The 14769-nt window shown below is 48.2% G+C and carries 9 protein-coding genes and 1 pseudogene; 6 read left to right on the top strand and 4 right to left on the bottom strand.

Going from position 1 to position 14769, the window contains the following annotated elements:
* Window positions 1-10 precede the first annotated feature (10 nt).
* From AC4IFB_RS19685 to AC4IFB_RS19665, 5 genes are all read left to right on the top strand, one after another.
* On the top strand, window positions 11-2926 hold the full coding sequence (locus AC4IFB_RS19685) for a Gldg family protein (protein ID WP_490781078.1): 2916 nt from the start codon (window positions 11-13) through the stop codon (window positions 2924-2926).
* A 4-nt stretch (window positions 2927-2930) separates the two neighbouring features.
* Window positions 2931-3902: a DUF4340 domain-containing protein gene (locus tag AC4IFB_RS19680; RefSeq protein ID WP_490781077.1), complete on the top strand. Its 972-nt coding sequence runs from the start codon at window positions 2931-2933 to the stop codon at window positions 3900-3902.
* Window positions 3903-3917: 15 nt separating this feature from the next.
* Window positions 3918-5378, top strand: coding sequence for a DegQ family serine endoprotease (locus AC4IFB_RS19675; protein WP_490781076.1), 1461 nt, complete (start codon window positions 3918-3920; stop codon window positions 5376-5378).
* A gap of 387 nt (window positions 5379-5765) precedes the next feature.
* Window positions 5766-7253 (top strand): hypothetical protein, encoded by a 1488-nt coding sequence (locus tag AC4IFB_RS19670; protein WP_490781075.1) that lies wholly within the window; start codon window positions 5766-5768, stop codon window positions 7251-7253.
* Between the two features lie 67 nt (window positions 7254-7320).
* Window positions 7321-8685 (top strand): hypothetical protein, encoded by a 1365-nt coding sequence (locus tag AC4IFB_RS19665; RefSeq protein ID WP_490781074.1) that lies wholly within the window; start codon window positions 7321-7323, stop codon window positions 8683-8685.
* Window positions 8686-8896: 211 nt separating this feature from the next.
* On the opposite strand, the gene AC4IFB_RS19660 is transcribed toward AC4IFB_RS19665, so the two are convergent.
* The 4 genes from AC4IFB_RS19660 to AC4IFB_RS19645 all read right to left on the bottom strand — a co-directional run bounded on the left by AC4IFB_RS19660 (window position 8897) and on the right by AC4IFB_RS19645 (window position 14050).
* A complete protein-coding gene (locus AC4IFB_RS19660; RefSeq protein ID WP_490781073.1) occupies window positions 8897-9295 on the bottom strand; it encodes a class I SAM-dependent methyltransferase in 399 nt (132 codons plus the stop codon).
* Window positions 9296-9574: 279 nt separating this feature from the next.
* A complete protein-coding gene (locus AC4IFB_RS19655) occupies window positions 9575-10660 on the bottom strand; it encodes a hypothetical protein (protein ID WP_490778995.1) in 1086 nt (361 codons plus the stop codon).
* Window positions 10661-11367: 707 nt separating this feature from the next.
* Window positions 11368-11574 carry a hypothetical protein gene (locus AC4IFB_RS19650; protein ID WP_490781072.1) on the bottom strand — a complete coding sequence of 69 codons (207 nt, stop codon included), beginning with the start codon at window positions 11572-11574 and terminating at the stop codon, window positions 11368-11370.
* Between the two features lie 112 nt (window positions 11575-11686).
* The gene (locus AC4IFB_RS19645; protein ID WP_490781071.1) at window positions 11687-14050 is read right to left on the bottom strand and encodes a C1 family peptidase; all 2364 of its coding nucleotides are present in this window, start codon (window positions 14048-14050) and stop codon (window positions 11687-11689) included.
* A 478-nt stretch (window positions 14051-14528) separates the two neighbouring features.
* On the opposite strand from AC4IFB_RS19645, the pseudogene AC4IFB_RS19640 reads away from it, so the two are divergent.
* Window positions 14529-14633, top strand: a pseudogene (locus tag AC4IFB_RS19640) (transposase); the annotation flags it as partial.
* Between the last annotated feature and the right edge of the window lie 136 nt (window positions 14634-14769).

Genomic DNA, 14769 nt, shown 5'->3' with positions numbered 1-14769 from the left:
GAGTAATAGAATGAACAGTATTTTGCGTATCGCCCGCAAGGAGTTCGCTGGTTTCTTCTCCTCTCCTGTGGGTTTTATATTTCTCGGCGCTTTCCTCGCAACGACCTTATTTGTCTTTTTCTGGGTCGAGACCTTCTTCGCACGTAACATCGCTGATGTGCGACCACTGTTCGAGTGGATGCCGCTGCTGCTGATATTTCTGGTGTCCGCCATCACCATGCGGATGTGGTCGGAGGAGCGGCGTGCAGGAACTCTAGAGTTTCTGCTCACCCTGCCGGTGGAGAGTTATCAGCTGGTACTGGGTAAGTTTCTCGGCTGCCTGGGACTGGTTGCGGTAGCCCTTCTCCTGACTCTTTTCCTGCCACTTACTATTAGCCTGTTGGGGCCGTTGGACTGGGGGCCAGTGGTCGCTGGCTATCTGGCTACACTGTTTCTTGCTGCTGCCTACACGGCAATTGGTCTGTTTGTCAGCGCCAGATCTGCAAACCAGATTGTCAGCCTGATAGTCACGGCACTCATCTGTGGTGTTTTCTATCTGCTCGGTTCAGATGCATTGACCGGGCTTTTCGGCAATCGTCCGGCTGAGTTTCTCAAACTGTTGGGAGCGGGTTCTCGCTTCGACGCCATCACCCGTGGCGTGATCGATCTACGTGACATCTATTTCTATCTCAGTGTTGTGGCGGTTTTTCTCGCATTGAATGTCTTTATTCTGGAGTGGTTGCGCTGGAGTGGTAATGCCAGTAATGCCAACCATCGGCGTTGGGGCGTGATCACCGCTCTGTTTGCCGCCAACTTCCTGGCTGTCAATCTCTGGCTGGCCCCAGTGGGCTGGCTGCGTGGGGACATGACCGAAGGCAATATCTACTCCATCTCGGATGCGACCCACGGTTATTTGGCACAACTTAAGGAACCGATGTTGATCCGGGGCTATTTCAGCGCCCAGACACATCCGCTACTGGCGCCTTTAGTGCCACAACTGCGTGATCTGATCAAGGAGTACGCGGTCGCTGGTGAAGGCCGGGTGCGTGTCGAGTTCATCGACCCTCAGCAGCACCCTGAGTTGGAGAAGGAGGCAAATGAGAAATATGCGATCAAGCCGGTACCCTTCCAGTTTGCGAGTAAATATCAGGCTTCAGTGGTCAACTCCTATTTCAATATTCTGATCCAGTATGGCGACCAGCATGAGGTGTTGGGTTTTCGCGATCTCATTGAAGTCAAGGCGCAGAGTGAAATGGATCTGGACGTGGAGCTGCGTAATCCCGAGTACGACATCACCCAGTCGATTAAAAAGGTGCTCTATGCCTACCAGGGAAGTGGTGAGTTATTTGACAATATAAACCATCCGGTCACTTTCACTGGCTATATATCGCCAAACCAGAAACTCCCCGATTTTCTGCAAACCCTGAGGGGCGATCTGGATGGCATATTGGCTGATCTGGCCAAGGCTTCCGATGGCAAGCTGAGTTTCCAGATTCAGGATCCGGATGAGGGTAACGGAACTCTGGCTAAACAGCTTGAGAGTGAGTTTGGTTACCGGCCAATGAGCGCGAGTCTGTTTGATAGTAACAGTTTCTGGTTCTACATGACCCTGCAGGGAGATGGCAGAACCATCCAAGTGCCACTGCCTGAAGACTTTACAAAAGTGGAATTGTCACGAGGCATCGAGGCAGCATTAAAGCGCTTCTCAAAAGGTTTTCTGAAATCGGTGGCGATGCATACATCAACCGCGGCGCCGGCTATGCCCCAATTCGCTATGAACAGTGGCAATCGTTTTGAATGGCTGCGCGACACTTTGAGCGAGGAGCATAACGTAATACAGGCTGAATTGGAGGATGGGCAAGTCGCCGATGAGAGCGATCTTCTGTTGCTGGTTTCACCGCGGCAGCTGGATCAAAAACAACTGTTTGCCGTGGATCAGTTCCTGATGCGGGGTGGTACTGTGATCATGGCCACGTCACCCTTCGATATTGATACAAAAGGTGGCCTAACGGTGAAAAAGCACGAGTCAGGGCTGGAGGATTGGTTGTCCCACCATGGTATAGGCTTTGAAAAGAGTCTGGTGCTCGATCCGCAGAATGCGGCTTTTCCAATACCCGTCAACCGCCAGATCGGTGGGTTTGTAATCCGTGAAACACAGCTGGTGGATTATCCTTACTTTGTTGATATACGAAGCAGCGGTATGGGAGAGGAGAGCAGTATCACATCCGGGTTGGATCAGATCACCATGACCTGGCCATCTCCCTTGACAATCGACCAGGAAAAAAACAGACAGCGACAAGTCAGCACACTGTTACAGAGCTCCGATGGGGCCTGGACTTCCGGTGATTTGAACATACAACCCGACTTCAGTACCTATCCAACACTTGGTTTTCCGCCGGGAGAGAAACCGGGCAAACAGTTGCTGGCTGTTGCAGTAGAAGGGCGTTTTGACTCCTTCTTTCATGGCAAAGACTCTCCACTGGCCGTTGAAGAGTCATCCGAAGAGTCTGGAGATGCAGCTGATACTCAGAAAGCCGAAGGAGAAGCAGAGGAAAAAGCCAAGCCGCAAGTCGATCAATTGATCGAGCACTCAACTGAATCTGCCCGGATAATCCTGTTAGCATCCAACACCTTTCTCAATGATGAGATGCTGGATCTGGCCTCCGCCGGGTTGGGTACCCGTTATCTGAAGCCGGTTGAACTGATCGAGAATGCGGTCGACTGGTCCCTGGAGGATCGCGGTCTATTGGCGATTCGCGGCCGCGCACACTTCTCTCGCAGTCTCGATCCACTCAGCCGTGAGAGTCAGGTTTTTTGGGAATACCTCAATTATGGGATGGCAATATTCGGCCTTCTGTTGGTCTGGTTCATTCGTTATCGATTGACTAAGAAAACAGTATCTCGTTATGCCGTAATTCTTGGTATGGGTGCGCAGGCGGAGGCATGAGCAGATGAAAAAATGGATCACACTTCTTGCAGGACTGCTGGCTGCACAATTGGTTTTAGCAGTTGCTGTCAATCTCAATGACAAGACATATGGCGTTTACGAGGCAAGTCAGAGACTGCTTGTTTTCGATAAACAGAAGATCAATCGTCTGACAATAGAAGATGGTGAGGCGAGTTTGATGTTGCAGAACAGAGATGGTCAATGGTTGTTGCCTGAAGCGGGGGATTTCCCAGCCGCGCAGCAGCAGGTTGAGTCTCTGATCGATAAGCTGGCCGGATTGGAAAAGGGGTGGCCAGTAGCAACAACTTCCAGTGCCAGTCGCCGTTTTAAGGTTTCTGAAGACGACTATGAACGAAAAGTGACACTCTATTCGGATGACGATGTCGTGGCTAGCCTCTTTGTAGGCTCTTCGCCCGGTTTCCGTAAAGTCCATCTGCGACCAGATGGAGAAGCATCAATCTTCATAGCTGAATTCAGTACCTTGGATGCAGACCCACAGAGCGACCATTGGATTGACAAGGCGTTGTTCAAGCTTGATACAGCGAAGATCGAGCAGCTGGATATCGGAGAGGAACTAACCTTGCAGAGGCAGCAGGAGGATCTGCGGCTGGTTGGATTACAAGCAGAAGAACGCACTAATTCGGAAGCGGTGCAAAATCTGGCTGAGAAAATTGGCAAACTGCGTATCCGCTCGCTGCTAACTGATGAAGAGAGCAAGTCCTACCGGCAAAAGGAACCTTCATTCGGAATTCAGGTGAGGCTTAAGGAGGGCAGAGAGTTGAGCTATCAATTCTTCGAGGTGGAAGATGAATCTCACTACGTCCTCAAGCGTTCAGACAGGGATCACTACTTTGAGGTGGCCTCCAATCTGGTCAAGCCGTTACGGGAAGCTTCCAGAGAGAAGCTCGTTATGCGGGTTGAAACAGAGCAGGATACAGCGCCCGAGGTCACCACAAGCCAAAACGAAATCGATTAGTCAGGAGGCAAAGAGATGAAACGTTTACTACCATTGAGTCTTTTGATTCTGCTCTGTCTGGCGACACTAAACCTCTATGCCCAACCGGGTGGAATAGAGTCTCTGCGGCAAACGGGAAAGGCTTTCGCCGCAGTGGCGCAAAAGGTCTCACCATCGGTTGTCTATATTCAGGTAGAGAGTATTCGTGAACAGGCGCCAACTTATCAATATAAATCACCATTCGGCTTTAGCTCCCCTTTTGATGACGATCTGTTTCGGCGTTTCTTTGGCGAGGGTTTCCCGAATGGACCGAAAAAACAGCTGCCACAACGTCGAGAGCGTGCGGTAGGGCAGGGATCGGGGTTTATCTTTGCCCATGGCGAGGGAGTGTTTGCTAAAAAAACCTACATTTTGACCAATAACCATGTGGTACAGGATGCAGATAGAATCCGCATCAAATTCCAGGATGGCAGGGAGTCCATTGCGCAGATCAAAGGAATAGATCCAAAATCCGATATCGCAGTTTTAGAGATTGATAAGATCGATTCACCAGCCCTGGTGTTGGGTGATTCCAGTCAGCTTGACGTGGGTGAGTGGGTATTGGCGATCGGCAATCCATTCGGTCTGAGTCACACCATGACAGCTGGTATTGTGAGCGCCAAGGGTCGCACCAGTCTTGGTATCAGTGATTATGAAGACTTCATTCAAACCGATGCGGCAATCAATCCCGGGAACTCGGGTGGTCCTCTGGTGAATCTGGATGGGGAGGTTGTCGGTATCAATACCGCGATATTCAGTCGCAGTGGCGGTTATATGGGGGTTGGTTTTGCGATACCAATTGATATGGCAAAAGGTATCGCGGATCAGTTACTAGACAAAGGTGAAGTCACGCGGGGCTTTCTCGGTATTGCCATCCAGGCGTTGACACCAGAGCTGGCAAAATCTTTCGCTACACAGGGCCAAAAGGGCATTCTTGTAGCCGAAGTGTCGGAGAACTCACCTGCGGTGAGGGCTGGGCTTAAACAGGGGGATCTGATCATCAGCCTTAATCAGAAACCTGTTACTGATACAGGGAATTTTCGTAATCGGATATCGCTAACCAAACCTGGCGAAAGGGTAACGCTGGAAATAATCCGTGATGGCCTCAGACAAATCACAGAGGTGACGGTTGGCGCATTGGATGATCAGGCTGTCGTGGATATCGGTACCAAGACTGCTGAGGATTTAGGCTTGACGGTTCAGACTCTGAATCCGGATCTGGCCAAGTCGTTAGGCATTAATACTGCCCAGGGTGTGGTTGTCACCAGTGTATCCCGTGGATCGATATCAGCCATGGCTGGAATCGATCCAGGTACAGTAATCACCCAGGTGGATCGTCAACCGGTCAGAAGTGCCTCGGAGTTCAAAAAAATGGTTGATTCGGCGAGTAAGAAAGGACAGGTCTTGCTACTTATCAGTAAAGGTGGAATGTCGAGGTTTATCGCCCTTCGTTGGTAGGCGGGGGCGTGAGAAGAACCAGTTGTACCGAGCCCAAATCAATGACAAACCCCGGTATCTCTACTGGGGTTTGTGTGCGCCCAGTATGGGTATGAAATAATAAAGATAAACATCTTAGTAGACGCCTTATTCGAAGCTGCATATGGGTTGTGGGAGCTGGGGGTTGTCGAACTTATCTAGCGGCCCACTAGTGGGGTGTGGTACTGAAGTGGTGTCTGTTCGGCTTAGATAACTTGCAGATGCCGGGATGTAACTCTTTCGATCCAGCACAATAGATACCCAACGTTAAATATCAGTGACTCGTTAATCGTTATTGTTAGTAATATATTATTCGAACCAGATACATATCATAGTTGATGTGTAGATTAATTTTTAGGAGCCAGAACTGTGCTGAATGGACTCAAGTTTTTCGTTGCTCTGCTGTTCATGAGTGCAAGCAGTACTACCTTCGCGGTCCACTTAAATCACGACCGAACTGGGCAGATCGCCTTGCTGCCCTTCTATACAGTCAATAACAGTTTTATCACAAACTTCACGGTGACCAACACCAGTGAAAAGTTTAAGGCGGTTCGGGTTCGTCTGCTTGAGTCTCGAGTCGGTGCGGACCTGTTAAACATCAATCTCTATCTCTCCCCCTATGATGTCTGGAACGCTACCCTGCGTATGAATCCACAGACGGGGATGCCTAATCTGATAACCGAGGATGAGAGTTGTACCTTTCCCGATAAAATAATGCTACAAGCCGGCCTCGACCTGGAAAATCCATACGATAAATTATTAGATGAAGACATAACGGCAGGCTATGTGGAGATCATCGAGATGGGAGACATTGCGGATGGTGTCGGGCCAGTGGTTGATGGTGGGCTCTATGCTGAGATCGATGTCACTGGAGACGCCGATGGGATAATCAATAGTGCCGCAGGTGACCGCTCGATAACCGCAGGTTTACTGCATGACGCTACAGGTGAGCCGATGGACTGCTCTGTCGTGGCGGATGCCTGGGATGCGGGAGTGGTGAGCGCAAACGTCATCAACGGCTTTGAGCCGGGAAGCATGAGTGTAGACGGGGTGTCGCAAGACAGCGGAGACTCGTCGCTGCCCTATGATCATAGTCACAATGCCGGCCTGGTGGCGCCAAGTGGTGGTATCAACGCCTATGGCATTATGATCAATGCGGCTACGGGTGCAGCCTTTGTAGAGGAGGGTGTGCATACTGATCGATATGCCACGGTAGCGCAGCACTACCTGCCAAATGATTCACTACATTATCGATTGCCTTCACTGGCGTCAGGGGATGTTCAGGTGGCCTACATCACTAATGCTCTGGGTGATGGCAAGAAGAGTCACACCCTACCCCTGACCGAGTACGATACCGGGGCACTGCATGAGATCCCTCCCAAGCCGTCGGTGCCCATGGGCTCGAATCCTCTGCCAATTGCCCTTGTACTCAGTGCCGATGCGGTCTCTGCGCCATATTTCACTGAATCCGGTGTCAATGGGGCAACTGATATCGTCCTGACCTTCCCGATGGTTAAACATGGTATCTACAATCATGCTACTCTGACCAACGTTCTGGATGGTGCTGGATCTCTTGCAGCCTGTGCAGGTAGTTTGAATGATGGTGTCGACGATGGAGGCACCGTCACTCTGGAAGGTTTTGAGGCTGGTTGGTTGAACATCAATGCCGACAGTCAATACGACTATGAAACCAATAGTAGTATTATGGCGATTACGGAGGTAAGCGGTGGCATTGGCTCTGAAAGTGGCACCTGGACAGGTGTTCCGCTTATTGGGTTTTCTGTTATGGCAGCAGATATTGGTTCTGCTCAGGTTGGCGAGACGGTTGAACTTATTCGTAGTGTCAATCGTAATTAGATCGAATAATAAGAACGACCATCTCCTGAGTCATGGACCTGATACAGGTTAAATGCAGGATAAGGATATGCAATATTTCTCAAGATATTTTAAGCCACTCCTATTAAGCATTCTGCTCATCATCGTAGGTTGCGGTGGTGGTAATGATGATGACAGTAATGCCAGTAACGATCCTCCTGTCGATGCACGCCCCTTTCTGATGGGCTCTACGCCTTTCTTTACCAGCCATGATGGAAGTAATGCCACCTTTCCTGATTGGCGGTTTGAGAATCTTAACGACCGGGATCTGATATCTCTGCATGTGGATGATTTTTGGGGCGTGCCCTGGGACTATTGCGATGCAACTTCCTGTGCCAATCTTCCCCAAACCTGGGTCGAACAGTGGCAGCAATTGGCGGACTCAGCTCATGCAACGAGTAAACCCCTCTACCTTACTATCTCACCCTTAGGTGATCGTAAGGTATTGGCGCCTAACGTTCTATCAGATGGTACAACTCACCCCAATTGGAATACCAATATCGACAGTGAAGGATGTTATCAATTCGCCACTGATGATCGTGCCGAGAACTATAAAGCATCTTATATCACCTATCTTAAATATCTTGTCGATCTTGTAAACCCGGACTACATGAGCCCCGCGGTCGAAATGAATATGCCTTTTACCAGTTGTCCGCAACAAAAAGCAGCCTGGATATCCTGGTATAACGATCTCTATTCAGCTTTAAAAGAGGCCTATCCGCAACTGGTCGTTTTCCCAACATTCCAGCTTGATTTCCTCTACGGCAATACAAATGAGCCGAGTGCTGAATGTGCCCCGGGCACCATGGCCGACTGTTTTGATAGACGTCTGCTTGAAGTGTTGGAGATTGCCGGTGACCGCATTGCTTTCTCCACATATCCTTCCGGTTGGGTCTACCATGGAGATTTCAACCACAGCTTTCCTCGGGACACATTGAGCAAGGTTGCTCAAGCAACCTCCCGCAAGATCTGGATTTCAGAGACTGGATGGTTGGCTGAACCTCTACTGAGTAGCTATAAACATAGTACGGATGGTAGTTGTGGTAGTGAAATCTTACCGGCAACGCTTGAGATTCAAGGCCTGGGCACAATCGATGTAGCCAATGAAACTGCTCAGAATGCCTATATGACCTGGTTACTTGAGAGCGCCAAAGAGAATAATCTTGAAGCGGTTGTCTGGTGGCTCAACCGTGATTATCTCGATGATGCGGTGACAGGTGATGGCGCCTGCCCCTGCGCTCCCTCAGGTAATAGTACCTGCCTTCTGCTGGATGATTTTTACGCAGCCGGTGGGGATTACATCGAAGGTCTATTGCGCCTGTTTGGCAATATGGCCCTACGTCGCTACGATGGTACTCCTAGACCAGCTTGGACGACCTGGCAAGCCTACCTTAAAAAAACCTACCAACCCTGATTGGCATGACTGATTCTGGCCAAACACTACTTACACTTGATGCTCTTACACAGTTTGATGCCTTTTTTACGTTGTGCTTATATAACCTTTAGATTGCGTTTCATACGCTTCTGATCAGCAGAACTCTGCCCCTTCTTCAACTTGGCTTTGATTGCCATCTGCTCTTGGTTGAGAGTAAGCAAAAATACAGGGTAGGTTGGGGCTCTTCTATTTAAGGGGACAAGCAATTAATAGATATGTCCTCAAGGCTATGGTCAATTGCCTCCGTGACGATTGTCTGTCTATTTATCATTTTTTGCGACACCTTATTTGAGAATATACATTCGTATGTTTCGTTCGTTTCTATCAAAACGGCATCTAACTTCTTAAATGGTATGTCACTGAATTTCTTTCTGCACCTTATAAGGAATTCTTCAGATAGATCTGATCCGGTGATCTTATAGCTATTTTGAAAATATTGGATATCGTTTCCTGGCCCACTGCCTAATTCCAATAAGCTTGCGTCTTTAGTGAGATGCCTGTTGAGAACCATGTATATTTCTGTGCCATCATATTCATCACACATTTTTTCGTATTCATCGACTTTCGACGGGTCGTTATAGAAATCCACTTATTCCTCCTGGCTATGTTCTAGGATGGTGTAAAGAGTATAGCCAGGTCGAGCAGACGATTCACAAGTCAGGAGAGCAGGCTCTCAGAAAGTTGCGCCTTGATCTTTAGCACCAGGTAAGGTAATTGTTTCCTCACTTTAATCGCCCACTCAAGCAGCAGGATCAGCTAAAGATCAATCGGACTTCCCACTAATGTAATGGTTGTTCTCTTGTTAGGGGTCACCTTGCGGAGCAAGGGTGTTTTGTTGTCCCCACATTCAGCGTGGGAACAACAGTGATCACATGCCTGACGTGCAGTGGGGGAGCCAAACATAGCCGGTTCCCGGTTTGTAGGGAGAGGAGAGATCAACAGTGTCGGTGACAATTGTGCGAGGATACCAACTCAGTACCGAGGTACAGACTCCTTCCTCCCACTCTATTTCGGCGACTGCATCAATAGTCCCATCAATCGCTTCATCTATCTGAGTTGTAATCTTTTGTCCGTTGTCATCATATTGAAATAACCAACCATAGCGATCGCTAAATATGCCCTCAGCAATATTGTTCATGTAGGCTGGTTGGTTGTTTGCAGTATAACCAAACTCATATGTCCTACGATAATCGGGTAGTGAGGGAGAGGTGTCGACAATTGTATTGGGTCGTCCGTTGGTCAGATAAGTATAGGTTTGGTGGGAGACCTGATTGCTGCTGGTCATGGTTTGTTGGTTTGTGATTACATAACCGGAGTCGTCATATCCGATCTCGTATTCCTGCATCGGTGTGACCTCGTTATCGAGTGTCATGGTATGTCTGATCAAGCGTTGTTCAGAGTAGGAGAGTGTATGGCTGTATTGTGAAGTCACCGCACCGGTCTCATCCTCCATCGTGACATCCACCTGTGTGATCAGATTGTCGTCATTGAAGGTATAGATAGATGTGTCACGGCTTTCGCTGGTGACTCCTACCCAGGTCTGCAGACGGCCATCGGCATCATAGGTATAAGTGATTGTTTCATCTATAGGATCAAGCGCGATTGAATTTGATAATGTACCAGCAAGCTCAGTATCTTCAGTTCCATCGTCGATGTAGGAATAGCGCTCCTCGATGATTCTTCCATCGGTGTCGTATGTGTACTCCCTTGTTCCTTCGAATACACCGTTATTGTCGAAGTCGTATCGTATACGAGACACTCTGATGTTGGTTTGACCTGAATCAGTGTCATCAGTCGTTGAGCCGTCATCGGTGTTGTCTGAGCTGTTATCGTCTGTTGGAGTCTCATCACCACCTCCACCTCCGCCGCCACAGGCGGGCAGTATAGTTAAGGGTAAGATGATCATGGCTGAATAGACCAGTTTCAATATGAGTGTATAAAGATGTTTCAACACAAAAAACCTCCTGACTGTATCCAGTGCTATAAATTCCTTTATGTAACTAACGTCCGTCATATGGTTTACATTATAGAAAAGCTAAGCTCACTCTCTTGAAGTGTTACCTAGTCAGAGCTTATGCACAGACGGGAGTCATTTGAAAAAAACTCAAACATTACACATTTTTATTCAGTGCAGATTAAATGGCTGCTGTAAGAGTATAACGCGCTGGATTATAATTTGAATAGTGTAATTAAAAAAGCACCATAACAGCAGTTGGTTTAATGGTTGTAATATTAGAAACTATTATAGTAAATGCCCAGATAATGGTTGTCTTTTCTGAAAGTAATGGTGGACGCTCTGTCTACTCTATAATTCCATTTTGGTCAGATGGTTCTGACGGCATTTTATCCAAAGTTGTACACCACTATGTGGGATATTGTTGGAGCTGAACCGCTCGCTGAGGCACGTCTGAGTGGGAGTGAGCTTGATATCGAACTGAGAGATAAGAGTAATAGAGATGGGATATAGGTTGTCGCAGACAAATTATCGATGTTGAGAATTAGCCTATTTAAGTAGCGGGCAATCAGTGTTTGGATGATGTTGTAGTTTATCCTAATCAATAGCAAGTGGGTGGTCTAGAAAAACTTGCGGATCTTCGCAATAGCAGAATATTACGAAGATCCGCGAAGCATATCGGTTCAACTGGACCAATCACTCACAGGCTACTGTTTGATTTTTATACCCTGATCTGCCGATGATGGATTGTCAGAGTTATCCAGTTTGCAATCACCACGAAAGAAGGCCCAGCTATCGCACTTTTTATTGGTTTTAGGATTGATACATAGATACTTTGTCGGTATGCCGTTTTCTGTAACCGCTACAGCATCAAATCCTGCATCCTTGCAGAACTGAATCGAGCTGTCTGGCATGTTTGATTTCTTATCTGTACCACTGTTCGTTTGGTCTGCCGGGGGTTCCGTGTTTTTTGTCGAACATCCGGCAGTTGCTACTACTATACTCAGAGTCAGGTATAATTTGAAACTACTTCGTGTCATTTTCAGAGTCCTGATCTAAAGGCATTTTTGTGCGGTTTGACTTCGGTGTAATTGCCTGGTCTGCAGATTTTACAACCTTATGATATCTCTTTTCACCGGACATGATGCCAGTCTGTTGCTCCGTGCCAGGTTTATCACTTTCCAAAACTGTCATGGTGCGTGTGCCATCTGCTTGATCAGCAATCCTTACCTTGGCCATGAGTACGTTAGTATCAGGGATGCGGCGTCCATTATAAGAGTGCCGAATATTTTCACCTGTGCCGTCAAAGGCCGTCGCCTGCATATCACTGCTGCTGTCAGAAGCAAGTTTTTTGGTTGCTCCCTGCTGATCCTCTATTAATGGGCGAAAACTGCTATTAGTCAACGTTACTTGAGTGTTGCCAATTGAAAGATTGTTAATCTCATTGGACTCCTCTTCATATCCTTGGTCATCAACCCAGAGTGATATGTTGTAGGTGCCGCTTGGTATTGGATCTCCGTTTACATCGGTGAAAAGGTCAAAACTTGCTGCACTGTCCTCGTCTCTATATACGGACCCCCCTGGTTCCAGGATAAAATTAGCATGCTCGTAAAAGAGATAATATCCGCCTTGGCTGGTATCTTCGCCAATGGTCAGTATCAGATTAATATCCCAGTCGGTGCGGGTGGTTGCTGCATCACCATCGTTGTAGACTGTATACTCCAGCAGGCCGTTACCGGAACTATCCCATGAGGCCCACCAGTAATCGATCGCAATATCGGGCAGTGAGGAGGAGTCGATGTGAACCTGACCGTCACCAAATGATTGATTGTCTAGTTCATCACTCTCCTCGACCTCCTGCAGATCATCAACCCAGGTCGCTATGTAGTAGTCACCTGGTGGCAGGTTTTGCGGCAGTTTAAAATATCTGGGGTTGGATTCATCTCGTGCTGCGCTGCCACCTGGTGTCAATGTCTCTGGAATCTCTTCGTAGACAATATACCAGTCAGAGCTATCGATCTGATTGTCGGTTGATAACATCAGGTTTACGTCCGCACCCATTGGTGCATCGGCGGTGCCACCATTGATAACCTCCCACTGCCAAGTGCCTTGACCACCTGCCTGGGTGTCATAATTGAGTTGCCATTGGACAATTTCCAGATTGGGAAGGTCACCGTCGGTGGGGGGTACAACCGGGTCGACATCATCATCGGTGTTCTCACCAGTATTTGAACCATCGGTTAAAACAAAAGCCTGGGTCATGACACTGCCAATCATGTTATAGGGGAGCCAGAAAAAACCGTTATCGCCCCAACCTGTTCCCCAAGAGTTTATGATCTTGAAGGCCCCGCCATACTGATTATCGTCATATCCGACCAGGGTCACAGCATGGCCACCTGATGGTTCTCCGGTGGTGGAGTTATAAACCGAGTTCGGACCATTTAGACGTTGCAAGTCATCATAGACGATGATTCCAGCGACCACTGGACTTCGGTTTGCCAGGGCTGCTTTCATCTGCTGTGCGCTGGTAATGGCGCGATATTCACTCGCTCGATAGTTGGCTGCTTGAGATATTGCCTGTTGTGTGGGTTGCCTGGTGAAGTTGGTGTTGTCATAGGGCATGTTCTGCCAGGTGGCAGCACCGCGATTGATCATCAGTTCGAAGGCCTGGTCGATACGTGAGCCCCTATCCTCACCACCATTGATCTGATTGTAGACCCAGGCCGGGCTGAAGATGGTTGCCTCGGAGAAGGCCCACTGCTCTTCGACCTTTTCGTGATAGGACTTCAATGCATACCCAGTAGCCCAGCCGACGCAGCTACCCTGTGTGCCCTGGTTTCCCGGTTGCGGAAAGTTTCCAGAGAGATCAATGGATGCTGGCAGGCTCGGGTCATCTCCCAGGGTTGAACCAAATCGTTCGCCATCAAAGAAAGCAAGTTCCAGGCGACCATACTCTTCAGCAGGAATTTCGTTTGCCCCAGTACCATGTCCCTCCAATACCCCAATGGATATGGTGACTTCAGCAACGTTACTGAAAAGCATGCCGTCAGAGACCTTGTATGGTATGACAATGGTATCTGTGCCATCGTTTTTCAGGACGGCATAGAGATCACCAGTGTTGGGGTTCACAAAGGCACGTTCGTACCCTGCGCCTTCACTGGAGGTCTCCATGGAATAGGAGAGAATGTCGTGGTCTGGATCGTTACCGATTAGCTTAATATTGATATAGGGGCTTTCGATATTGCTCGATACCGAGACGTCATCAGCGGTCGGTGCTCTATTTGTAGTTGGTTCCGGATCATCCTCATCATCCCCGCCGCCACAGGCCGAGATGGTCAGTATCAGAGCTAAATAAAATACGAGCGTGTTTAGATGGTTCCATCGATTCATCTTTGCGAACTCCTTTTCTTGATTGTCTGGCAGATGAAATGGGATGAAAACAGGGATAAGCAAAGATATCTAGCTAGGGATTTCCCTAGTGCAGGTGTTCAATTCTGTGGCATGAATGTCGATTATTCAGAGGTAGATACAAGAGCCACTGAAAATACCAATCCGAATTTACTGAATGAGGCGTTTATAATTAAGCGTCTTTCATTGATTTTTTATGCATACTCAAAAGTATGAGGAACCAGAGCCGAATAGCCAAACTGTAGCAGAAATGGGTACAGGTGAAAGAAACATTGAGGGCAGTCACCATTTATTTAATGTAGGACGTAGAATGTGGTGAGGTACGAACCGCATCAATAACAGAATGCAGCGAACACTGCAGTTAAAACATTTGATTGAAGACTGCCGCCATTTGAAAACACCACTATCATGAGGTAAATTCCCGAGACACATGGAGTGAACTTAAGCCAAGGAGCCGGCAATGACGATATCGCGCAAGCAACAGATCTGTCTTGATGAAACCCCCTATTACCACTGCATATCCCGCTGTGTACGTCGCGCCTTCCTGTGCGGAGAGTGGAGGTATAGGGACAGCGAGGTATAGGGACAGCCACCATTTGAAAAGAGCATTCAGGTGCGTTAAAGTCAGGCGATACAAGGAATGTAACTAAGCCAAGGAGCCGGCGATGACGATATCGCGCAAGCAACAGATCTGTCTTGAT

This window comes from Candidatus Thiodiazotropha sp. AKIB8 (genome assembly GCF_058244675.1).
Note: the sequence above shows the minus strand (reverse complement) of the source record. Positions and strands in the feature narration are given on the sequence as shown.

What these genes read in the sequence shown, in the direction of transcription:
- AC4IFB_RS19685 (WP_490781078.1), top strand. Translation starts at nt 11, where the DNA reads ATGAACAGTATTTTGCGTATCGCCCGCAAGGAGTTCGCTGGTTTCTTC.
- AC4IFB_RS19680 (WP_490781077.1), top strand. Translation starts at nt 2,931, where the DNA reads ATGAAAAAATGGATCACACTTCTTGCAGGACTGCTGGCTGCACAATTG.
- AC4IFB_RS19675 (WP_490781076.1), top strand. Translation starts at nt 3,918, where the DNA reads ATGAAACGTTTACTACCATTGAGTCTTTTGATTCTGCTCTGTCTGGCG.
- AC4IFB_RS19665 (WP_490781074.1), top strand. Translation starts at nt 7,321, where the DNA reads ATGCAATATTTCTCAAGATATTTTAAGCCACTCCTATTAAGCATTCTG.
- AC4IFB_RS19650 (WP_490781072.1), bottom strand. Translation starts at nt 11,574, where the DNA reads ATGCCAGACAGCTCGATTCAGTTCTGCAAGGATGCAGGATTTGATGCT.
- AC4IFB_RS19645 (WP_490781071.1), bottom strand. Translation starts at nt 14,050, where the DNA reads ATGAATCGATGGAACCATCTAAACACGCTCGTATTTTATTTAGCTCTG.